General features: G+C 55.2%; 20 protein-coding genes and 2 pseudogenes. 6 read left to right on the forward strand and 16 right to left on the reverse strand.

Annotated elements, in window-relative coordinates:
- Nucleotides 1–78: 78 nt before the first annotated feature.
- Complete coding sequence (locus tag CPA57_RS03350; protein WP_182081426.1) at nt 79–1137, forward strand: isocitrate/isopropylmalate dehydrogenase family protein; 1059 nt, start codon at nt 79–81, stop codon at nt 1135–1137.
- Between the two features lie 65 nt (nt 1138–1202).
- Here the strand turns inward: CPA57_RS03350 and CPA57_RS03355 are convergent, their stop codons facing one another.
- On the reverse strand, nt 1203–1742 hold the full coding sequence (locus tag CPA57_RS03355) for an HdeD family acid-resistance protein (protein ID WP_182081427.1): 540 nt from the start codon (nt 1740–1742) through the stop codon (nt 1203–1205).
- 176 nt (nt 1743–1918) lie between these two features.
- Between CPA57_RS03355 and gpmA the strand changes: the two genes are divergently transcribed.
- Complete coding sequence (gene gpmA, locus CPA57_RS03360) at nt 1919–2623, forward strand: 2,3-diphosphoglycerate-dependent phosphoglycerate mutase (protein ID WP_182081428.1); 705 nt, start codon at nt 1919–1921, stop codon at nt 2621–2623.
- A gap of 40 nt (nt 2624–2663) precedes the next feature.
- On the opposite strand, the gene CPA57_RS03365 is transcribed toward gpmA, so the two are convergent.
- From CPA57_RS03365 to CPA57_RS03385, 5 genes are all read right to left on the reverse strand, one after another.
- Complete coding sequence (locus CPA57_RS03365; RefSeq protein ID WP_182081429.1) at nt 2664–3554, reverse strand: GIY-YIG nuclease family protein; 891 nt, start codon at nt 3552–3554, stop codon at nt 2664–2666.
- Between the two features lie 133 nt (nt 3555–3687).
- Nucleotides 3688–4920: an SMP-30/gluconolactonase/LRE family protein gene (locus CPA57_RS03370; protein ID WP_229709209.1), complete on the reverse strand. Its 1233-nt coding sequence runs from the start codon at nt 4918–4920 to the stop codon at nt 3688–3690.
- A gap of 76 nt (nt 4921–4996) precedes the next feature.
- Nucleotides 4997–6133 (reverse strand): asparaginase, encoded by a 1137-nt coding sequence (locus tag CPA57_RS03375; RefSeq protein WP_229709210.1) that lies wholly within the window; start codon nt 6131–6133, stop codon nt 4997–4999.
- Nucleotides 6134–6149: 16 nt separating this feature from the next.
- Complete coding sequence (locus tag CPA57_RS03380; protein ID WP_182081430.1) at nt 6150–7373, reverse strand: aspartate-alanine antiporter-like transporter; 1224 nt, start codon at nt 7371–7373, stop codon at nt 6150–6152.
- Between the two features lie 230 nt (nt 7374–7603).
- The gene (locus CPA57_RS03385; RefSeq protein ID WP_182081432.1) at nt 7604–8119 is read right to left on the reverse strand and encodes a hypothetical protein; all 516 of its coding nucleotides are present in this window, start codon (nt 8117–8119) and stop codon (nt 7604–7606) included.
- Nucleotides 8120–8484: 365 nt separating this feature from the next.
- Between CPA57_RS03385 and CPA57_RS03390 the strand changes: the two genes are divergently transcribed.
- Complete coding sequence (locus tag CPA57_RS03390; protein ID WP_229709285.1) at nt 8485–8787, forward strand: hypothetical protein; 303 nt, start codon at nt 8485–8487, stop codon at nt 8785–8787.
- On the opposite strand, the pseudogene CPA57_RS08935 reads toward CPA57_RS03390, so the two are convergent.
- Nucleotides 8718–8888: pseudogene (locus CPA57_RS08935) on the reverse strand (amidohydrolase family protein); the annotation flags it as partial. The gene CPA57_RS03390 and the pseudogene CPA57_RS08935 sit on opposite strands and share 70 nt — an antisense overlap.
- Before the next feature lie 49 nt (nt 8889–8937).
- Nucleotides 8938–9198, reverse strand: a pseudogene (locus tag CPA57_RS08940) (urease accessory protein UreD); the annotation flags it as partial.
- A 281-nt stretch (nt 9199–9479) separates the two neighbouring features.
- Here CPA57_RS08940 and CPA57_RS03400 point away from each other — a divergent pair.
- Nucleotides 9480–10991 carry a globin-coupled sensor protein gene (locus CPA57_RS03400; protein ID WP_182081433.1) on the forward strand — a complete coding sequence of 504 codons (1512 nt, stop codon included), beginning with the start codon at nt 9480–9482 and terminating at the stop codon, nt 10989–10991.
- Nucleotides 10992–11004: 13 nt separating this feature from the next.
- On the opposite strand, the gene CPA57_RS03405 is transcribed toward CPA57_RS03400, so the two are convergent.
- The 3 genes from CPA57_RS03405 to panC all read right to left on the reverse strand — a co-directional run bounded on the left by CPA57_RS03405 (nt 11005) and on the right by panC (nt 14307).
- The gene (locus CPA57_RS03405; RefSeq protein ID WP_182081434.1) at nt 11005–11967 is read right to left on the reverse strand and encodes a glycosyltransferase family 2 protein; all 963 of its coding nucleotides are present in this window, start codon (nt 11965–11967) and stop codon (nt 11005–11007) included.
- A gap of 131 nt (nt 11968–12098) precedes the next feature.
- On the reverse strand, nt 12099–13217 hold the full coding sequence (locus CPA57_RS03410) for a glycerol dehydrogenase (RefSeq protein ID WP_182081435.1): 1119 nt from the start codon (nt 13215–13217) through the stop codon (nt 12099–12101).
- A 259-nt stretch (nt 13218–13476) separates the two neighbouring features.
- Nucleotides 13477–14307 carry a pantoate--beta-alanine ligase gene (gene panC, locus CPA57_RS03415; RefSeq protein ID WP_182081436.1) on the reverse strand — a complete coding sequence of 277 codons (831 nt, stop codon included), beginning with the start codon at nt 14305–14307 and terminating at the stop codon, nt 13477–13479.
- A gap of 138 nt (nt 14308–14445) precedes the next feature.
- Here panC and CPA57_RS03420 point away from each other — a divergent pair, with 138 nt between their 5' ends.
- Together CPA57_RS03420 and CPA57_RS03425 are read left to right on the forward strand one after the other, a co-directional pair.
- Entirely contained in the window at nt 14446–15687 is a 1242-nt protein-coding gene (locus CPA57_RS03420) for a TIGR03862 family flavoprotein (protein WP_182081437.1), read from the forward strand.
- Nucleotides 15684–17153, forward strand: a complete 1470-nt coding sequence (locus tag CPA57_RS03425; protein ID WP_182081438.1) for an ATP-binding protein — start codon at nt 15684–15686, stop codon at nt 17151–17153. The genes CPA57_RS03420 and CPA57_RS03425 overlap by 4 nt, the downstream gene beginning before the upstream one ends.
- 143 nt (nt 17154–17296) lie before the next feature.
- On the opposite strand, the gene CPA57_RS03430 is transcribed toward CPA57_RS03425, so the two are convergent.
- From CPA57_RS03430 to gnd, 5 genes are all read right to left on the reverse strand, one after another.
- On the reverse strand, nt 17297–17866 hold the full coding sequence (locus CPA57_RS03430; protein ID WP_182081439.1) for a gluconokinase: 570 nt from the start codon (nt 17864–17866) through the stop codon (nt 17297–17299).
- The gene (gene rpiA, locus CPA57_RS03435; RefSeq protein ID WP_182081440.1) at nt 17854–18543 is read right to left on the reverse strand and encodes a ribose-5-phosphate isomerase RpiA; all 690 of its coding nucleotides are present in this window, start codon (nt 18541–18543) and stop codon (nt 17854–17856) included. The genes CPA57_RS03430 and rpiA overlap by 13 nt, the downstream gene beginning before the upstream one ends.
- Nucleotides 18540–19280 carry a 6-phosphogluconolactonase gene (pgl, locus tag CPA57_RS03440; protein ID WP_182081808.1) on the reverse strand — a complete coding sequence of 247 codons (741 nt, stop codon included), beginning with the start codon at nt 19278–19280 and terminating at the stop codon, nt 18540–18542. Before pgl ends, rpiA begins: the two co-directional genes overlap by 4 nt.
- Before the next feature lie 19 nt (nt 19281–19299).
- On the reverse strand, nt 19300–20142 hold the full coding sequence (locus CPA57_RS03445) for an HAD family hydrolase (protein WP_182081441.1): 843 nt from the start codon (nt 20140–20142) through the stop codon (nt 19300–19302).
- Between the two features lie 77 nt (nt 20143–20219).
- Nucleotides 20220–21224 carry a phosphogluconate dehydrogenase (NAD(+)-dependent, decarboxylating) gene (gnd, locus tag CPA57_RS03450; RefSeq protein ID WP_182081442.1) on the reverse strand — a complete coding sequence of 335 codons (1005 nt, stop codon included), beginning with the start codon at nt 21222–21224 and terminating at the stop codon, nt 20220–20222.
- Between the last annotated feature and the right edge of the window lies 1 nt (nt 21225).

The raw sequence follows: 21225 nt of genomic DNA on the forward strand, positions 1-21225 counted from the left end.
ATTCTTCTGGCCGGGCAGATAGTTTTGTCCTCTATGGTCACAGAAGGGCACCCGGCCCCATCTCCAGGGAGAGTTCTTATGTCGGCTCATGCATCCCCCACAACGGGCAAGCCTATCCCCGTTACCCTGATTCCCGGCGATGGAATCGGCCCTGAAATCACACAGGCCACTAAACGAACTCTGGCGGCCCTTGGTGCCCCCTTCCTCTGGGACGAGCAAAAAGCCGGCGTTGCCGCTTTGGAAGAAGACGGCACCCCTCTGCCAGATACCACTCTCCGGAGTCTGGAACGTACCCGCCTTGCCCTCAAGGCACCATTAGCAACACCTAGCGGTACGGGGTTTCGGTCCGTCAATGTGACGTTACGGCAGAAATTCGACCTCTACGCCAATATTCGCCCCGCCCGGACACTTATCCCCCGAGACGATCTACGCCGTTATGATGGGCTGGATATTGTGCTGATCCGGGAAAATATCGAAGGCTACTACGCTGCCCGTGACTACTACCTCCCACAGGGGGATGACCCCCAAGGGATGGCCCTTTCTGCCGGCTACACAACACGGGCAGAATGTGAGCGCATCGTGACCCACGCCTTTGAGTACGCTCTTGCGCATGGCCGTAAAAAAGTAACGCTCGTCCACAAAGCTAACATCCTCAAGCTAATGAGTGGCCTGTTTCTGGAAACAGGCCGGAAAGTCGCCGCCCGTTATGAGGGCCGCATTGCTTTTGATGAACGCATCGTTGATGCCTGCGCTATGCAGCTCTGCCTGAACCCATCTCAATTTGACGTGATTGTCACCACGAACCTTTTTGGTGACATTCTCTCCGACCAGATATCCGGCCTGACAGGGGGGCTAGGGCTGGCACCGGGGGCCAATATCGGGGAAAACATGGCCATCTTCGAGGCTGTACACGGTTCGGCCCCTGATATTGCTGGACAGAACAAAGCAAATCCAACGGCTCTGCTCCTCGCCAGTGCGCTCATGCTGGACCATACAGGCTATAACGCTCTGGCCACTCGCCTGCGTAATGCCATCACCCGTACTCTCCAGAAGGGCCCACGTACGGGAGACCTCGGCGGCACAGCGACGACAGATCAATTTACCGCTGCACTCATCAAAGAACTGGGAACTCCCTGATCCCCTACAAAAAACCCGGCCATAAGAGGCCGGGTCTCCACACTGTTTTACCAAGAAAACAAGCCTTAGCTCAGGTGCTTGACGAGGACGCTGCGGTGAATCACCGAAAAGCCCCAGAACATCAGGCTGATCGCCACATAATACCCCAAAGCTGCCTGCGCCACGATCGGATTCATGCAAAACAGGGTTACACCGAGAACAATATTAACGATGGCATCCAACGCCATGAAGCTACGCCCATAAGGGGAAGCCCCCATTCCGGCCAGTTCCATCACACCACGCACGATGAACCATGCGGCTACCCAGATCGTCAGCCCGAAAGCAGAGCCAACGGGATTGAAGAAAATCAGAAACGACAAAATAATGCAGATAATCCCCAAAAGGCCATCAAGCATCCGACGCTCCATACCGGCACGGCGGAACACATCCACCAGCGTAAAAACGCCTGTCACCAGCAGCCCGACAGCCAGTAATGCCGTCAAAGAAACGACGGTCAACACGGGAGCCATTGCCATAAGAATACCGGTAAGGACAATCAGAATCCCCATGACGATTCCGCAATTACCTTCTTGTTTTAAAAGATTATTCTGCTGATGGTCAGTCATAAGACCCTCTCCTGCATGATCACTCTTAAAAGGGATGACGTATATTCAGTGTCCTGACAAGTATCATAAGCTATGCGCCATCATGATACCTATCATCTTTCCTACTCTGATATATCCTGACATTTTGATACGATCAGACTGACATAAATATGCTGTACGGAACGGGGGAAGACATCATGGCGCAGGCAAAACTGGTATTGATGCGCCACGGGCAAAGTCTGGGGAATGAAGCCAACCTCTTTACAGGCTGGTATGATTTGGACCTTTCCCCCACGGGGCATGAAGAAGCCCGCAAAGCAGGCCGCCTGATGCGGGAGCGTGGCCTCCAATTTGATGCCGCCCATTGCTCCATGCTCCAGCGGACCATTCACACCCTTCATCACTGTTTGGATGAGCTAGATCAGGTCTGGCTTCCAGAATATCACAGCTGGCGCCTGAATGAGCGTCACTACGGTGCCTTACAAGGGCTGAACAAAGAAGACACCATCGCCCTCTACGGGCGGGAACAGGTGCAGCAATGGCGGCGAGGCTTTGACGTCACTCCGCCAGACGTAGCCTTGGGCAGCCCTCACTATCCCGGCCATGACCCCCGCTATGCCACTCTCCCCAAGGCCGACATCCCCCGTGGGGAGAGTCTGGCCACGACTACAAAGCGTGTTCTCCCTTACTGGCAGAACACGCTACTCCCCAGCTTACAGCAGGGCCAGTCCCTGCTTGTCATTACGCATGGAACAGTCATGCGGGCCCTCATCGGCCATCTAAACGGCCTTGACCCAGACGATGCCCGGACTCTGGAAATCCCAACCGGGACGCCACTTGTTTACGAGGTTAATAGCGTTGGGATCATGCGCCGCCTCGGCTATCTGAACCCACCTAGCTGATCTCTCTCGAATCAGAAGCTGGGCCGGTTAGCTTCTCGCTCTACCCTATCTCCCGAACACATTGTGACAGCGTCCGCCCCTCTTTATTCTTCCATTCTGTCCAGCCATTGGCGGAACGCCCTAACAGAAAACTGGCTGCCGGTGATGGATTTTTAAAAACGACATCTCGTGTCAGGACCAGTCGTCCCTCATCCCACGTCAACACGCCTTCCTCAATGGCAGCCTGCCGCCTTGCAGCACAGCTCGGCGAGGACTTATCAAAGGCTGGACTAGCCTTACGGCCGTATGACCCTTTGAGAACCACCATACCTTCCTCGGTATAGTAGCCACGTCCATCAACCCCTTCTGCTTGGCAGAAAAACACCTCTGCCGCCGCCGTATCAGTCTCATCCATCACTGATGAGCCATCCGGAGAAGATTTTTTAACCATAGCCTCAAAAAGAGGATACCCAAGAGTGGTCAGCAGAACATGAATTGTTTCAAACAGTTCACGACATTCTGCCTCCATAGCAGGGAGCGTATGAGGCAATGTACCTGTTGTTTTATTCTCCAACACATAACGACCCACTACGCTGGCCTTTTCCAAGGCTTCCGCCTCCAGGTAATAGGCTTGAGTCAACGTAATATTACCAGTCAGCGATACCGCCACGACCGCCCTATTCCAGAAGTCCTTTTTTTCGTTATGCTCTTTCAGTCTCGTGCCCAATTTACCTGTCTGGCCGACATAAGCCTTGGGCTGCGCCGTCTGATCATCCTCTCCAAACAAAAAATAAATACCAACCTGATTAGCTTCTGGCCGTTTCAGAAAGAGGTCCAGCTGCGCCCTTGGAATCTCGATCATACTGACAACACGAGTTGTCACCATAGCAATACGCAGGCTCTGCGGATCGCCGGAAGGTAGAAAAATCTGAATGGTCTGCGGATGTTTCATCACCAGTCTGTCCTATCTCTTCAAAAAACCCTGCGAACAGGCCGCTGTTTTCCATACCCGCTATTCACACGCTCATCCCCAGATCATCCACCATTCCATCCGCCAGAACTGTGGGTAACCCATTCACAATCCGTCAGCTATGACCTGCACCCTGCGTTGCTGTGATCAGACTGAACAAAGCCGTGCCACAGCACATATAGAGAATATTGCGCTTCGGCCCACCAAACGTGAGGTTCGAGCAACCAACAGGAAGGCGGATGCGACCAATCATCTGGCCATGCGGGTTATAGATAAATACACCGCACAGCCCTAGCGGTCCCCACGCCCCGCACCAAAGGTTACCCTCCACATCGGCGCGCAGTCCATCAGGGCGCATGGCCCGCCCGGCCAGTGTGAAATCCGTAAAAAGCCGCCCGTTGGTCGGGCGTCCCTGCTTCATATCAAACACATGGATCGCATGATCAGGCAATGGCGGCTGCGAACCGGCAGCAACGCCAGAAGACGCCACATAAAGCCGAGTACCATCAGGCGAGAAGCACAGGCCATTCGGCCCCGCTACATCTTTCTGCCCCAATACAGCCTCGACCTTTCCAGTCTTTGGATCAACCCGGAAGGTATGATCCTCCTGCCGCCGTAGCCCGCCATATTGGGCCATTAGCTCTGCGTCCAGATATGGATTAAGGTGACGCTGCGGGTTGGCTGGGCCATCCACATCGGCATGGCCTTCCACCACGCCATCCCCATAGGCGGGGTCGGTGAACCAGATACTGCCATCAGGGGCCACGACAACATCATTAGGGGAATTCAGCGTTTTCCCCCGATAACGGTCCGCCAGTACGTTCACACTGCCATCATGCTCCCAGCGGATAACCCGGCGCATCCCATGCTCGCAGGTAATGAGCCGCCCTTCAGCATCGAATGTATTACCATTGGCATTAAAGCTCTGCCGGCGGTACAGGCTCATATGCCCCTGTGGGCCATCTTCAGGATCATACCGATACTGACAGCTTGTGATCGTATCGCTCAACAGGAGGAAACGCCCGACCGTGCACCAAGCTGGGCCTTCCAGCCAGCCGCTCCCTTGCCAGAGCTTCCGCAAGGGGGAATTGCCGTAATTTACCAGCCCGAAAGACGGGTCCAGCGGCAAAACATCCGGGTCCGGCAGATTAGCTGGTGTATCACCCACCCCCCATGTGCGGGGTGGCGATGAAATCACGCTTGGACTGGAAACGATGGATCCAAGGGCGTGCCCTACTGCGGGAGAGGCCGCTAATCCGGCCAGCCCTCCCAACAGACCACGCCGTGTAAGGCGGGCAACAGAGGACATCCGGGACTGCGCCTCTCCGTTCTGCACTGCTTCATCCATGCCTGTACCCTCCCTAAACCTTGCTCACGCCGATCTGCCGACGGTTTACATCAAGGTAAGAGACGTAACGAGGCAATCAATACCCAAAAGCAAAAACATGCTGCACGGCTACAGCATCCTTCACGCCACCGGCCAGAAGAAGCTGGAGCAACAGACGAGCCTTCTGCGGGTTCAGATCATAAGAGGCGACAAAATGATGGGCATCGTCATCCACTTCTACATCACGGTTTACAAAACCATCTCCAACACGGCTGGACCGCACAACCACCAGCCCGGCGGCAACAGCCCTATCCAACGCCTGTAAAGCCGGAGCAGATACATTGCCATCACCCATCCCAGCAATGACAATCCCTTTCACACCGGCACGAATAGCATCATCAATCTGACGACCATCCATATCCGCATGAGCATAAATCACATCCACCGGGGGAAGGTCCGTACCAGACGGCAGCGGGAGGGACAAACGAGCCCGGGCAGGACCATAAAATCGGACAGCAGCCGGGTCCACAATCCCTACCGGCCCCGCATTGCGGGAAACAAATGTCTGCAAGGCCGTGCTGTCAGCCTTGCTGACCCAATGTGCTGCGTGGATAGTGTCGTTCAACACCACCAACACGCCACGCCCTCTTGCCTGCGGATGTGCTGCCACCTTAACGGCCTCATAAATATTGGCGGGGCCATCCGCACTAATGGCCGAACCGGGCCGCATGGCCCCCGTCATCACCACAGGCTGCTCATGATGCAGAACAGTATCCAAGAAAAACGCCGTTTCTTCCATCGTATCCGTACCGTGGGTGATGACCACGGCATCGGCCTCATGCTGGGCAAAGGCTTTATTGATGCGCTCGACAAGTCGGAACCAGACCTTATGGTTCATATCCTGTGAGGGAATATTAGCAATCTGCTCTACCTGAAGGTGAGCGAGCCGCTCCACCCCCGGCACAGCGTCCACAAGCTGCTGCCCCGTTGTAGAACCAGCATCATAACCAATGGCCGAACGAGGATCGGCTTTACCGGCAATGGTTCCACCCGTTGCCAGAACAAGCACACGAGGAAGGCGGGCCACATCCTGCCCCACATCTGCCGAAGCCGGTGCAGCAGCCATCAGCCCAGCCCCCAGCGGCAGCATCCTAACGGCAGAGCAAGCTGTTTTGACATAATGCCGGGCCCCCGTGCGGGCTTTGAGGATGGTCAGCATACGGCGAATGGTCATGGGTGATGAGGCCTTTTTACACAAAAGCAACAATAAGTGGGCCCAGCAATGTTAGCAGCACATTGGCCAAAGCATAGGTAATGGCAAAGGGAATGGTGGGGCTGCTATGGCCAGCCTTGGCCAGAACCTCGCCAAAAGCCGGGTTGGAACTGCGTGTCCCCGCCAGAGCTCCAGCAAAGAGAGCAACATTCCGATAGCCCAACAGAAAGCGCCCGGCAAGAGCTGTCACCACGAGCGGCACGATGGTGACGATCATGCCCAGCAGAAGAATCATCACCCCTTGATGGGTAATAATCTCCACAACCTGCCCACCTGTCTGCAACCCTGTCACAGCGACAAACCCTGCTAGACCAAAACTGCCCCAAAGCAGGCAGACAGAGGATGGCATTTCCCCATATGCAGGATGCCGCCCATGCCACCAGCCAAACAGCAGGCCAGACAGCAAAGCCCCGCCACCACTGCCCAGCGTGATAGAGACACCCCCTAATCGGACAACCACCAGCCCGAGCATCAACCCCAGTGCCATGCCCAGCATGTTATAAACAAGGTCCGTAGCGACAGGTAGCGCAGCTTGCCGGGATGCTTCTTCATCCTGAATAGCCGGAAGAGCATTTTCCTCTACTTCCTCCTCCGGCAATGAGCCCGCCTTCAGCGCATCATCCCGCATGTTGCGACGCATAACGAGCGGCAGGATATTCACACAAAAAATGATAGTCCCGATAGACCCAAAAATATACGTCACAGCGTAGCCTACAGCGACATGAGCCTGCATCTGCTGCACCTGCGCCAGTGGCAAGCTCAACTTCTCCAAAGCGGAACTAGCCGTGCCGATAATGGCAGACTGTGTCAGCCCACCAGCCGCCAAACCGGCTGCCATGCCCTTATCCAGATGAAACAGCCGCCCCACTCCGACCACCGTCACAAATGCGCTGATCGCCATAATGGCAGCCAAAGCAACCTCCCTGAGAGATTGCCGCCCTAATGACCGAAAGAACCCCGGCCCGCTCCGGTAGCCTACCGCATAGATGAACAGAACAAACAGTACGGTTTTGAGGCTGGAACCAATATGCACGCCACATTGGCTAATCAGCACGGCCATCAGCAATGACCCAGCCACACCTCCGAGCTGGAACACCCCGACCTTGATACGCCCAACCCAGCAACCGAGACCAACTGATAGGAAAAAAGCCAGCTCCGGATTTTCTGCAAAAAGATGCGACAGCCCATGATACAGAAACATCCCGTGACCTTCTCTCCAAACAGCTTTTAAGAAAGCCGGACTGTTTTTCTAGTCGGGCTTTCTCCTCCATGTGCGCTACTTAATAGTTACAGAACATTTCTGCCAGAGAGTTAGAACCGTCAAGCTTACTCGGGCACACAATAAAAGAACTAGAATAGCACCAGGAAAACGCAGTCATAAAAAAAGCCACCACGCTCATAGAGCGATGGCGGCTTTTCTACAGCCCCGCTTTACTGAGCAGCTTTGAAGATTTCTTCAAGATGCTCAAGGGACACAGCTTCCCGGGTATCGGGGATGGGCTTACCTGCCTGGTCCAGCTTCTCGATCTCGTAGACGATGAAGCCCTCATCATCATAATGAACATCAATGACGACAAAACGGTCAGAGGCTTCACCCTCGCCACGATGTTCTTCCGTCTTCACCAGCTGCTGATCCTTCGCAAAGGGAAGGTCTGCCAGCTTTTCTTCATCAATCTGGCGGACAGCATGGTTCCATTTTTCATAGGTCTCCCGAATAGCCGCATAGATCGCTGTAATATCGGGAAACTCTTCCACATCTTCCGTGGTGGTGACATCGACCGTGGCGATGTCTGAGCCAAAATTAGCCTGCACCTGATAGGACTCAGGCGCAATAGACTGCACAGCCTCCAGAATGCGCTCGAGGAACTCAGGCCCATACATGGATGAGTTGAAATTCAGCATCTTGGAACGATCAAGAGTAACACTGATTTTGGCAGTTGTGGCCATGGCCCCCTCCTGGATAAAAAAATTGCCAGAGCACACTCTACCAAAATAGGCCGTTTCACACAGCCCCCTTAAAGGCCAGCCCCTTTGCACGCATCACCCCTCCCATACGAGAAAGGCCTTTTTCCCTGATGAATACTGGCAATTCCTGCCATGATTACCGAAAGTTAGCGCCATGTTACAAAAACGTAACATGACATAAATGTGCTTCCCAACAGCAAAAACACCCCTCTTATTCGCACGCCCCTTCACAACAGCCTCATAACGACCGTTCTCTCATAGTAAGTCGATGCAAGTGAATTTTACTGTTCCGGTTTCGTTATGAATGCCCTAGTCTACCCTTCTGGAAGACAAGGAGACACTCCCTCATGAGTACAGGCCAGCAAACAACACCCTCTTCTTCTCAGGTAGATGACAGGCATAACGGCAAACGAACCGACGATGACTACCCCCTCCGTTACGCACCGAGCCATTATCGCCGCTGGTCGCCCGCAACGGTAGCTATTACAGCTCTAGGTGGTATTGCCTATCTGGCCGACTTCTCCATCGGTGCCTCCATCGCCCTCTCTTATGGAACATGGAACGCCATTCTGGGTATTCTGGTGGCGGGACCTGTTCCCCCACCTACGAAGGTTGTAACCCCAGCGGCGAGGGCTTCTTCAACCTGCTGAGGGCAAATATAGTGAATGTGACTGTTGACCCCGCCCGGCGTGACGATGCGCCCTTCCGCAGCGATGATCTCCGTTCCCGGCCCGATGATAATGCCCATCCCGCTGGATGCTCAGCCTGTCCCGCACATGCAGCCGTTGCAGCTGCTCCCCAGAGCTACAGCGGCCTAAAATACGACTCTCGTAAAAAAGAAAGCTGGCCGTATCTGCCATCTCCACAGCCATGAAACGCTCCAACCGAGCCCCATTAAAGAAAATGGTCCCATGAGGCAACCATTCCAGTCGGGAATGTGGAGCTAGATGGTAGATTGTCCGGATCACAGCGGGCGGGTCTTCCGAACGGACACGGGCGCTGAGCGTGAACGTGCCTTCCGCCCTTTGCAGAGACACTCCTGCCCCCCCACCTACAACCATTGTCACGCTCTCCCATCCACCATTTCTTTAATGGCCAGATATGAAAGAACCATCATATCAGGACAGAGACAATCCAGACACACCCTAAAAGGAAACAGACATAATACATGGTGATTAATAAATAACAACAAACCATATAATATAATATTTATGCATATTTATTACGCTAATTTCATATTCTATTTAATGTGCTGGTAACATTGTTATTAGACACAGGGCTTTCAAAATATCTTGTTCCATCACGATCAAGTGATGATTAAATAATGCCTAACGGGGATAGCATGTCTAACTTTTCAGCCATCATGACTAATCCAAAAGAACGCTTTGAGGATACTGACGATCTGAAATCCCGGCTGCATTTTCTCAAGCTGGGGGAACGGGACTGTCTGGCTATCCGCCGTATTGAAAAATATGTTAACCGATGCCTGCCCAAAGCCCTTGATGCGTTTTATGACACGGTTCGCCAAGAACCGCATACAAGAACTTTCTTCAGTTCAGAAGCACAGATACAGAAAGCCAAACAGGCACAGCTCACCTATTGGAAGAATATTTCAGCGGCTAATTTCGGCCTGCAATATGCCAATACCGTCCGCCAGATTGGTCGTACCCATGCCAAAATTGGGCTGGAACCACGTTGGTATATTGGCGGCTACGCCCTTCTACTGACCTCCATCATTACAGATGTTACAACTCAGTTAGCCCCCCCGGCACCGCTCCTACCCTCCAAAATGCCCTTTTCCAAGCTGACGGAATCCCTTGCCAGCCTCTGCAAAGCCGTCTTTTTGGACATGGAACTCACCATTTCCATCTATATTGACGAGGCCAAGCAGCTCAATAAAGAGGAAATGAACAAGCTTGATGAAGCTATCGAGCAGGAGCGGCGGTTTGTCACAGAGCGATTTGGGTACATTATTGATGCGCTCGCCAACAAAAATCTCTCGCACACGGTAGAAGGGGATTTCCCCAACACCTACCTCCCCATGCGCGACAACCTCAATCGTGCCATCTCATCGCTCTGTCAGACACTCCATACCATCAGCGAAGCGACAGAAAGCATCGACAATACAGCCGATGAGATCAACAGCGCTGCCCAGGACCTCGCCCAGCGTACGGAACGGCAGGCAGCCTCTGTTGAGAAAACAGCCGCCGCCGTAGAGCAGATCACCGCCACCGTCTCCTCCACCGAGGCCCGTGTTAGTGAGGCCACCCAGTTCGTGGAGGAGTGCCAAACTATTACGGAACAATTCGGCACCATGATTCGCCGTGCCAGCACAGCCATGGAAGAGATCGAACGTTCTGCCGAAGCCGTAAACAAGATTACAAACGTCATCTCCAACATCGCCACGCAAACCAATCTACTGGCACTGAATACCGGCGTGGAAGCTGCCCATGCGGGAGAGGCAGGCAGTGGCTTCCGTGTTCTGGCGCAGGAAATCCGCAAATTGGCCAACCGGGTTGGCGATGCCTCCGAAGAGGTCAAAGACCTCATCACCACGTCTCAGACCCACGTCAGTTCTGGGTCCACCATCATGAAAGATGCCAGCGGCGCCATCGACACCATCATCTCCAGCGTGGCCAATATCGGTACACACCTCAAAGAAATCTCCAAGGCAACATCCGAGCAAGCATCGGCCCTACGGGATGTCAACGGGGCTGTCGTCACCATTGATCAGGGCACACGGGAGAATGCCGCCATGGTGGAAGAAACCTCTGCGGCAACCTCCAACATGGCGCAGCGGACACGCCAGCTTCGCCAGCTACTGAGTGAATTTATCCTTCAGGATCGGAGGTAACAGGAAAGAGGGGTCAACGCCCCTCCAACCTGTCGGCAAGCTGCACTATGAAACGGGACAGGCGGTTAAACTCACCTCTCAGCTCGCTCATCTCCTGCCGCAACCGACTACATTCCTCCCGGGCTTGCTCTGCCTGCTGGGAAAATGATGCGGCAAGACGATATTCCTGACGAGCCTGCTGGAGGAATGCCGCCTGCAACTCCCTCATCCGGCCTTTACCCTGGATGGCATCCCGCAGCACAGTGTTGGTATAAGCAATGATGGCATCGTAGGAGAACTCTGTCTCGCTCTTGTCATCCGGCCCGCCGGTCCTGAGTGGCCTCTGATGGTAATTTGCCAAGAAATCTGGAATGATCCCCACTTCCCCCGCCAACATAAGACGCTGGAAGAAGTCCTGATCTTCCACATAAGGCAGGGTCGTATTCACCCCATCCGAGGCTGGAATGGCCGAGCGGCGGAACACTGTCGTAATCGTGCTGAGCAAACTGACATGCGCCAGAAATAGGCCATAATCAACAATGGACCCTTCTTTACGTCCGAGGGTATCAAAACGCTTATCGAAAACGATTTGCCCCTCTTCCATATGCTCAACGATATCGTAGCTGCTTGTCGTCACCCCCACGAACGTACCGGCCTGGTCATCATCAAGATACGCAACAGTGCGCGCGTAAAATTCTGGTTCTAACGTATCGTCATCATCGTGGATGTGGACATACTCTTCTTTGACAAGCCCCAGCCCGATGCTCATGGCTTGCGCCCGACCTGCTGAAGTTGGGAGGTCCATCTGGACGACACGGTCTGCCTCGCTAGGGCCATATAGCGAGATGACCCGGAACACCTCGTCGGGATCTCCGCCATCATTAATGACGTACACACGGAAATCCTGAAAGCTCTGCCGCCGCAAACTCTCAAAAGCCCGGGCTAGGAACAGGGGACGATTCTTTGTCCGAATAATAATAGCAACCCTGTACGGCATGATCTCCAATCCTCCTGTATCAGAAACTTTACTAATCGCTCGTACCTCACAAAAAAAGGCCCGGAGCCTGAAAACTCCGGACCTTTCTTATAAAGAGCCGTGCTTCCACAGCCCTAGCCTGTCAGGCCATATTAGCCCTGATGGGCAGCACGGTAACGCTCACCAAGAGCATTTGCTGCAACCATGGCATGATAGACATCATCCGGCGTGACCTTGAAGGGCAGGTTGCCCATTGTGTCATTCTTATCGCAGGCAATCTCTGCCACCTTGCGCCAGTCTGCCTCCACAAACTCCTTAACCCCAAGCTCTTTGAGGGTCATCGGCAGGCCTGCAGACCGGACAACACGCAGCACTTCCTCGATCTCTTCCTTCGGTGCATTCTCCAAAACCAGCTGGGTCAGCAGGCCGAACACCACTTTCTCACCGTGCTGAGCGTGATGGAGGTCTTCAATAACGGTCATACCGTTATGCACAGCATGAGCAGCAGCCAAGCCGCCTGTCTCTGCACCTGTACCGCTGAGGTAAATGGTTGCTTCGACCATTTCTTCCAATGCACGGGTCGGCACCTTGTTGCGCACGGCGTCCATGGCCAGATCAACATTCTGGCAAACCAGATCGTAGCACATACGGGCCAGACCGAGCCCCGTGCGGGACGGACGCTTGCAGGACAGGTTCACACCGTCGGAATTATAGCAAGCACGGGCTTCGAAATAGGTGGAGAGAGCATCACCGATACCCGCGGCAAAGAAGCGGACCGGTGCACCGGCGATCACGCCTGTGTCAGCCACCACCACATCAGGGTTCTGCGGCAGGAAGAGATAGCGGTCAAACTCGCCCTTCTCCGTATAGATGACGGCCAGAGCAATGCAAGGAGCATCGGTAGAGGCGATAGTCGGATAAAGGATGAGAGGCAGCTTGTAATAGTGCGCCACGGCCTTGCTGGTATCCAGCGTCTTACCGCCACCAATACCGACAATCACATTAGCACCCTGCGCCTTGGCCAGCTCGCCCAGACGCTTAATCTCGGCATCCGTACACTCACGCTGGAATTTCTCGGCCTTACCCTTCAGCCCTGCTTTCTCCAGCCCAGCAACGGATTCTTTCTGAACACGCTCAACAAAGAACTCGTCACTGATGATGAAAGCGTTATCACCAAAATCTTTTACAAAATCATGCAGCTGAGCGAGCAGGCCCGTGCCGATGATGAATTTCTTGGGGGCTGAAACGGTGCGGGGGGTTTTCTCAACCATGCTCGATATCTCCTTCAAGCATATGTAAATGCCTCATTACCTCGCCACGCTACCCCCTCACCTGCTGATTGACCAGAAGCCAATCCGGGTTTTTGCATCATGCCAGCATGTATTGCCATGCATAGGTTGCAGCCATAGGACTGCTCTTGTCTTAAATGACTTTCCACGCACGAATAATAGGACAGATACAGCCCCCTTTTTTTAAGAAAGACCATTCTGTTCCATTCACTAGAAACATGAGAATTATTGCAACTTCTCTTCAGAACAGGGGCATATTATCAATCAGCCGGACAGCCCCCAACTTTACAGCCAACAGGGCCAGAGCCGTTTCCTCCACCGTCTCTTCTGCTTGAAAGGTTTCCGGGTTCACCACGGTGACATAATCGATCTCCGTCAGGCCGGCCTTCACCAACACATCGCGTATGGCGTCTTCCAGAACCATGCGTCTGCGCTCCCCACCCTGGGCCAGATCACGGGCACGACACAAAGCCTGATGCAAAACTGGTGCCCGGCTGCGTTCCTCCTCCGTCAGACGGCTGTTACGACTTGAGCCTGCCAGACCATCCGCCTCCCGCCATGTTGGCAGGGTAGTGATCTCTACCGGAATATTCAGGTCCTGTACGAAACGCTGAACGACAGCGCATTGCTGGGCGTCCTTCTGCCCAAAATAGGCCCGCTGCGGCTGGACGATATTAAAGAATTTGGTCAGCACCGTTGCTACACCAGCAAAATGACCAGGGCGTGATGGCCCTTCCAGCTCCTGCGCTACACCGCCTACATCCACCTGCGTAGCAAAACCAGCGGGATAAAACTCGGCTGCATCCGGCGTGAAGACACAGGCAAGACCCTCCTTTTGCAGTAAGGCAATATCCCTCTCTACCGCACGGGGGTAATTGGCCAGATCATCAGGAGAGCCAAACTGAATGGGATTGACAAAAAGACTGACGACAACCGCCTCATTCTCCTCTCTAGCACGCCGGACAAGGGAGAGATGCCCCTCGTGCAGAAACCCCATGGTCGGGACAAAACCGACTGTCCCAAGCTTTGCCCGCTCCTGCCGCATTTCCTGAACCGTTGTGCAGAGTCTCATGTCGTTCCTTCCCCCAATGGCCACCTAATGGCCTTTTCCCTTCCATAGCCTGCCTGCCTCCGGTTTGTCTTCCCCGAGAGACCGGAACAGGCTAACAACAGCTCACTCCCGCAGATCACCCAACCGAACGGATCACTCATGCCTGATACCAGCACGGCACAGACATCCCCCATTGCCATCATCGGCGCAGGCCCAGCCGGACTCTTCGCTGCCGAATGCCTGAGCAAGAAAGGCCATAAGGTCCATCTGTTCGACCACATGGCCAGACCGGGCCGAAAATTCCTTATGGCTGGGCGCAGCGGGCTAAACCTAACCCATAGCGAACCGCTAGAGCTGTTCCTTCAACGCTATGGCGCTGCACGGAACAGGCTGGAACCCACCATCCGCTGCTTTCCGCCCGAGGCTCTCCGCCACTGGGCCGAAGAGCTGGGCGAACCCTGCTTTATCGGCAGTTCTGGTCGAGTATTCCTAAAATCACTCAAAGCCTCTCCTCTTCTGCGCCGCTGGCTCAACCGCCTGCAGGAACAAGGCGTGCACTTCTTCCCCCGGCACCGGCTGACAGACATGCAGGGCCTCTCCCTCACCTTCCAGACAGCTGAAGGGCCTGTTCACACAACCGCACAAGCCGTCATCCTAGCTTGTGGCGGTGGAAGCTGGTCACGACTAGGCAGTGATGGGCACTGGGCCTCACTACTGAAAGACTATTGCACCCCCTTTGTCCCCTCTAACTGTGGGTTCATGCCGGATTGGCCAGAAGAGTTCCTACTCCGCCATGAAGGTGCCACCCTTCGGGGCATCACACTCAATTTTGCGGGTCAGACACAACGGGGCGATATCATCATCACAAAGCGGGGGCTAGAAGGCGCGCCGCTTTATGCCCTTTCAGCCTTATTGCGGCAGGCTCTGGCAGAGGCAGATAAGAAGGGCGTAACGATCCATCTAAATCTCCGCCCGACTCTGGAACCAGAACGCATCATGGAACGTCTCTCCCGCCAGCGCATCCGTGAAAGCCGCAGCAACAGACTCCGCAAAGCATTGGGGCTAGACCGCACCATACGGGAGCTGCTTGCTCGCCTCTGCCCGGAAGCCCGCACGGCAGGGGAGCTGACAAACGCCATCACGCAGGCACCCCTACGTCTTGTAGCCCCTGCCGAACTGGACCGGGCTATCTCCACCGCTGGCGGCCTAAAATTGGACGCCCTGGATGATACTCTCATGCTCCGCCATCAGCCCGGCCTGTTTGCCTGTGGTGAAATGCTGGACTGGGACGCCCCTACGGGCGGGTATTTGCTACAGGGCTGTTTTTCTACCGCCTACTGCTGTGCGGAGAGCGTTCATCACTGGCTCTCGCGCTCATTGCCCGGTAAAGTAACGCCATGAGTTCATCACATTTCGGCCCCCTTCTTCTTGGCACCACGACCCGTGGCGAGGATGCCCATATCGACCTGCCCGAACTTCTGGCTACCCGCCTGCTCGTACAGGGCAATTCCGGTTCTGGGAAATCTCATCTCCTTCGCCGCTTGCTGGAGCAGAGCGCAACCCTTGTCCAACAGGTCATCATCGACCCGGAAGGGGACTTTGTTACTCTAGCCGAAAAATACGACCATCTTGTCATCGAGACAGACACACAGTCTGAAGCCAGCCTGCGGAGTGCGGGGGAGCGTGTGCGAATGCACCGGGCTTCTGTCGTACTGAATCTGGAGCAGAGTGAGCCAGAAGGACAGCTCCGCTCGGTAGGAGCCTTTCTAACAGGCATGTTCGAAGCCCCACGGGCCTACTGGTACCCGGTTCTCATTGTGGTGGATGAGGCGCAGCTCTTTGCGCCCATCGCAGGGGGCGATACCTCCGATGAAGCTCGCCGCATCTCTCTCAATGCCATGACGAACCTCATGTGCCGTGGGCGCAAGCGTGGCATGGCGGGCATCATTGCGACCCAGCGTCTTGCCAAGCTCGCCAAGAATGTCGCTGCAGAAGCCTCTAACTTTCTAATGGGCCGAACCTTTCTGGACATCGACATGGCCCGTGCCGCCGACCTACTGGGCATGGAACGCCGCGCCGCTGAAGCATTCCGGGACCTTACCCGTGGTCAGTTCATGGCTCTGGGGCCTGCTCTGGCCCGCCGCCCCCAACGGGTTACCATCGGCCCGGTCGAAACTGCCAGCCATGCAGGGGGGCCTGCACTCATGCCGCTGGAGCAGCCCAATATTCCCATGGATGAGCTACGGGACCTCATTCTAGAGGCCCCACCCGAACCAGCTCCCCGCCCCCGCAAAGAACCAGCAGCCCCCAAACCGGACCTACTTGCCCAGCTGGATGCCTACAGCTCTTCCCGCGATGCCAGAGAGCAACAGCAGAACCAGCAGATGGCCACCCCCGATCCGGAAACACTCTGGAACCTAGTAGCCGAAGCGGGCCAGGATGAAGATGCGGCCTATCGGCCACTCGCCACCTTGTATCAGGACTTCCAGATGCGGGCCCGGCTGGCTGGATTCTCCCGTAACATCCTGCCCATGCCCCAGTTTCAAACCATGCTAAGCACTATCCGTTGCGGCATCACACGGGAACAGGCTGAAAGTGACGCATGGCAGGATATCCAGCAACGGGCTGGCCGCCTCCCTGAGGACATGCAGCCCGTTTATTTTCTGCTGGCTCGTGCCGCTATGGAGGGGGAACCCTGCCCGGATGACGCCGCTCTGGCCCGTGCCTATGGCACACATTCTCTTGGCCGTGCACGACGCCAACTAACTTACCTCGAAAAATGCGAGGCTATCATCCTACAAGGCACAGGCCGCCATCGGCGTGTTGCCATTATCGGACCGGGCTGGCAGACAGCCGCCTCGCTCTGACCACCTAGACGTTTCCGAGGGGAGTGACAAAATAACAACCTGCTGCTCCTCTCTCCCCTCCTACAAAAAATGGCGGAGCCAAAGCCCCGCCATCTTCCAAAGTCTCTAAGGACTATTACTGAACGAGCGCCAGAAGCCCCGTATCAGTCTACCACCTTCGGCGGCGGCACAACACGCAGACGCTCGATTACGCGGTCACGCAGCTCTTCCGGTGTTGCATCACCGGGAACACGAATAACGGGCTCGTCATCTGTCGGCTCTTCCAGAGTGGCCAACTGGCTCGGCAGCAAGGTCGGCGGCATGTAATGCCCGACACGGTGCTTCAACCGTTCCTCTATAATCTTCGGGTCCACCTTCAGATACACAAACTGCACCGGAATATGCTTGGCCAATGCGTCGCGATATTTCTTCTTCAGGGCAGAGCATGTCAGTACGGCACCGGTACCCTTCTCGGCGCATTTGGCCAGCCAGTCATGACACAGCTCCAGCCAGGGGGCACGGTCCTCATCCGTCAACGGGTGGCCGTTGCGCATTTTCTCTACATTGGCTTTGGGGTGCAGATCGTCCCCTTCCTGAAACGGCCAGCCGAGGCTCTTGGCCAGCAACTCAGCTACAGTGGTCTTGCCGTTACCGGAAACACCCATCACCACAATGTAATGCGGAGCAATACCAGATGCTGCCTGAGCAGCCTCTTTCTCTGTCATGGCGCCCATTGTTCAACCTCCCGTTCGGTGGCAACCAACACATCGGTCGCCATATTGGGGAACAACCCATGCTCCACCACGCCCACCGTACCATCAAGCCGTGCGGCCAGAGCCTGCACATCGTTGATTGGACCGAAAGCGCAATCAAGTATCCTGTTCCCATTATCGGTAGTAAGTAGCTCACCCGTCAGATGCCGACGAGGGCGAATAACCTTTGCCCCCATTGCCTCCAGACGAGCCGCTGTTGCCTCGTAACCAAATGGAACAACTTCCACTGGCACGGGCACCCGCTGGCCAAGCTGGTCAACCGGTTTGGTCACATCGACAATCACGACAAAACGCCGTGACGCCTGTGCAACAATCTTCTCACGCAGCAGAGCAGCCCCCAACCCTTTGATGAGATGAAGCGTTTTACGTTCCACTTCATCCGCACCATCAATAGTGATGTCGACTACGGAATGATCTGCAAACGTCGTGATCGGAATCCCCGCTGCACGAGCAAGCTTTGTTGATTCCTCGGAGGTTGGAATGGCCTGAATCTTCAGCCCCTCTTTGGCAACACGCTCGCCAAGCCGTTCGATCATGAATGCTGCTGTGCTTCCTGTCCCCAGCCCGACAACCATTCCTGGTTTGACAAGGCTTGCAGCAAGATGGGCAGCAGCACGTTTACAGTCATCTACGTTCATGAAAGCTCTCCAGCAGCAGCTCTGTCTGCCAGTATGAGGATTTTCCCTTCCGAAACAATACGCCCGGATGGGATGCTGCCATCACCCTGACGCAAACGGGCCAACATTGGTACTTTATTTTCCCCTGTCACAAGGAAGACAACCAATGCGCTGGAGGCAATGGCCGGGTAGGTCAGTGTCAGGCGTTCATGCGGGGCTGTACTGGGGGCGGCAATGCTCACCCAGGCCTTCTTTTCCTCAAGGACGGGTTCACCGGGGAACAAAGATGCCGTATGGCCGTCTGTCCCCAAGCCGAGCATGACAATATCAAAGAGCGGGCGGCCTGCCTCAAGGGTTGTGGAGCCGTAGGCCTTTTCCAGAACACTCTGATACCGAGCAGCATCCCCCTTGGCTGTGGTATCTGTCGGCATCGGGTGGACCTGATCCACCGGGATAGAAACCTTAGAAAGCAGCAAGGTGCGGGCACTAGCATGGTTGCTGTCCGCATGCCCCTCGGGCACATGGCGTTCATCACCATAGAAAATCTCGACACGAGACCAATCGACCTGCTGGGCCATTTCGGGCCGGGCAAGAATCGCAAAAAGCTGTTTAGGCGTGGACCCACCAGAAAGGGCGATGCGTACCTTGCCTTCCCGCTTTTCCTTCACTGTCGCGATCAGCAGCTTTGCCATTTCCATAGCGACTGCCTCTGAATCCTTCAGAACCTCCACGGCCGCATGGCGCATATCCGTTGTCATACCCGTCGTACCCTCCGAATCACTTTCTGCTCCCATCTGAAAAAGGAGCTGCCGGCATAATGAACGTCTCAGCTGCGTATGCCCAGCCACCTTCATCAGGTTTTCCGGTAACATAGCTGGCCTGCTCTTTCACAGAGTCCTGCGCCTGCCCCATGGCAATGCTCATACCCGCAGCCTGCAACATAGGAATGTCATTGGGAGCGTCACCAAGGGCGGCAATCTCCTGCGGGGTCACGCCATATAGTCTGGCTAGTTCGACTACGGCCTCCCCCTTCGTGGCCTTAGCGGGCGTGATATTCAGCTTATGGGGGGCAGAGCGCAACATGCTGGCACGCCCAGCAAAAGGAGGTGCCAACTCTTCCTCCAACCGAGCAATCAAAGCCGTATCATCAGAACAGACTATGAGCCGGTTTACCGTTTCCGGCGTCATGGGAAGGGACTCCACCTCCCGTGGGGTCATGCCCGTTAGCTCCCGCTCCCGCAGTACCAACGGCGTTCGACACTCACGGACCAGCCATTCCTGTTCTGTCTGAAACCAGATTTCCACAGGGAAAGAAGACAGAGCCTCCATAATGGCCATGAGGCTCTCAACAGGGAAATGATGGCTTTTTAGAATATTTCCATCAGGCGTGAAAAAGACTCCGCCGTTAAACCCCACACATGGCCCCTTCAACCCAAGCTGACGAACATAGGGCAGCACGGCCGCTGGCATACGGGCACTGACAAGCGCCAGGGCCACCCCCCGCTCGGCAAGGCGCTGTACAGCTGCGCCTGTTGTGGGGGAAATAGTATGGTCAGAATCAAGAATGGTGCCATCCATGTCGGATAGCACCAGTCTGATCGTCGGGGATGTTTCTGTCATGTGAGTCTCCTCCTCCCTTTCGGGGGAAGAGGGGGTGCGGCCCCCTACCCGCATCCCCCGCTCTTCAGGACAATGTATTACTTCTTGCGTTCGGTATGACCACCGAAGCCGTACCGCATGGCGGACAAGGCCTTCTCGGCAAAGTTGTTGCCAGTACGGGACCGGAAACGTGTGAAAAGGGCAGCTGTCATCACCGGTGCAGGGACATCTTCCTCAATAGCGGCTTCGATCGTCCAACGACCTTCCCCGGAGTCCTGCACCTCACCACTGAATTCGTTCAGGTCACCAGAACGAGCCAGAGCTTCGGCTGTCAAATCCAGCAGCCAAGAAGAGACGACACTGCCACGACGCCACACCTCGGCGATATCAGCCAAATGCAGGTCGTAACGCTCTTCCTCCGGCAGTTTTTCGGAATTCTTGCTAGCCAGCACATCAAAGCCTTCAGCAATGGCCTGCATCATGCCGTATTCGATGCCGTTGTGAATCATCTTCACAAAATGGCCAGCACCAGCAGGGCCGCAATAAAGATACCCTTTCTCGGCCCGTGGATCATGACGTCCATCATCCTCACGGTCTGGCGTACGGGGTACATCCCCCATACCCGGTGCCAAAGCATTCAAAATCGGATCTACATATTCAGCAGCGTGTTTCTCGCCGCCATACATCATGCAGTAGCCCCGCTCGAGCCCCCAGACACCGCCAGAGGTACCGACATCGATATAATCAATGCCGCGCTCGGCCAGCTCTTTCGCCCGGCGGATATCTTCCTTGTAATATGTATTGCCACCATCAATGATGATGTCCCCCTTACCCAGCAGGGGAGCGAGCTTCTGTATGCAGTCTTCTGTCACCTTACCGGCTGGCAGCATGACCCAGATCACACGCCGCTCCTCACCAGAAAGAAGCTCAACCATTTTCTCGAAGGTTGGGGCTCCCTGAGCCCGCCCCTTTTCTGACCGCTCGACAATCTTCTCGGTGACAGCGGGTGTCCGGTCGAACGCGACAACATCATGCCCCTTGCGGGTCAAGCGGACAGCAATATTGCCACCCATGCGGCCAAGTCCGACAATTCCGATACGCATT

The organism is Bombella favorum (genome assembly GCF_014048475.1).
GTDB lineage: Bacteria > Pseudomonadota > Alphaproteobacteria > Acetobacterales > Acetobacteraceae > Bombella > Bombella favorum.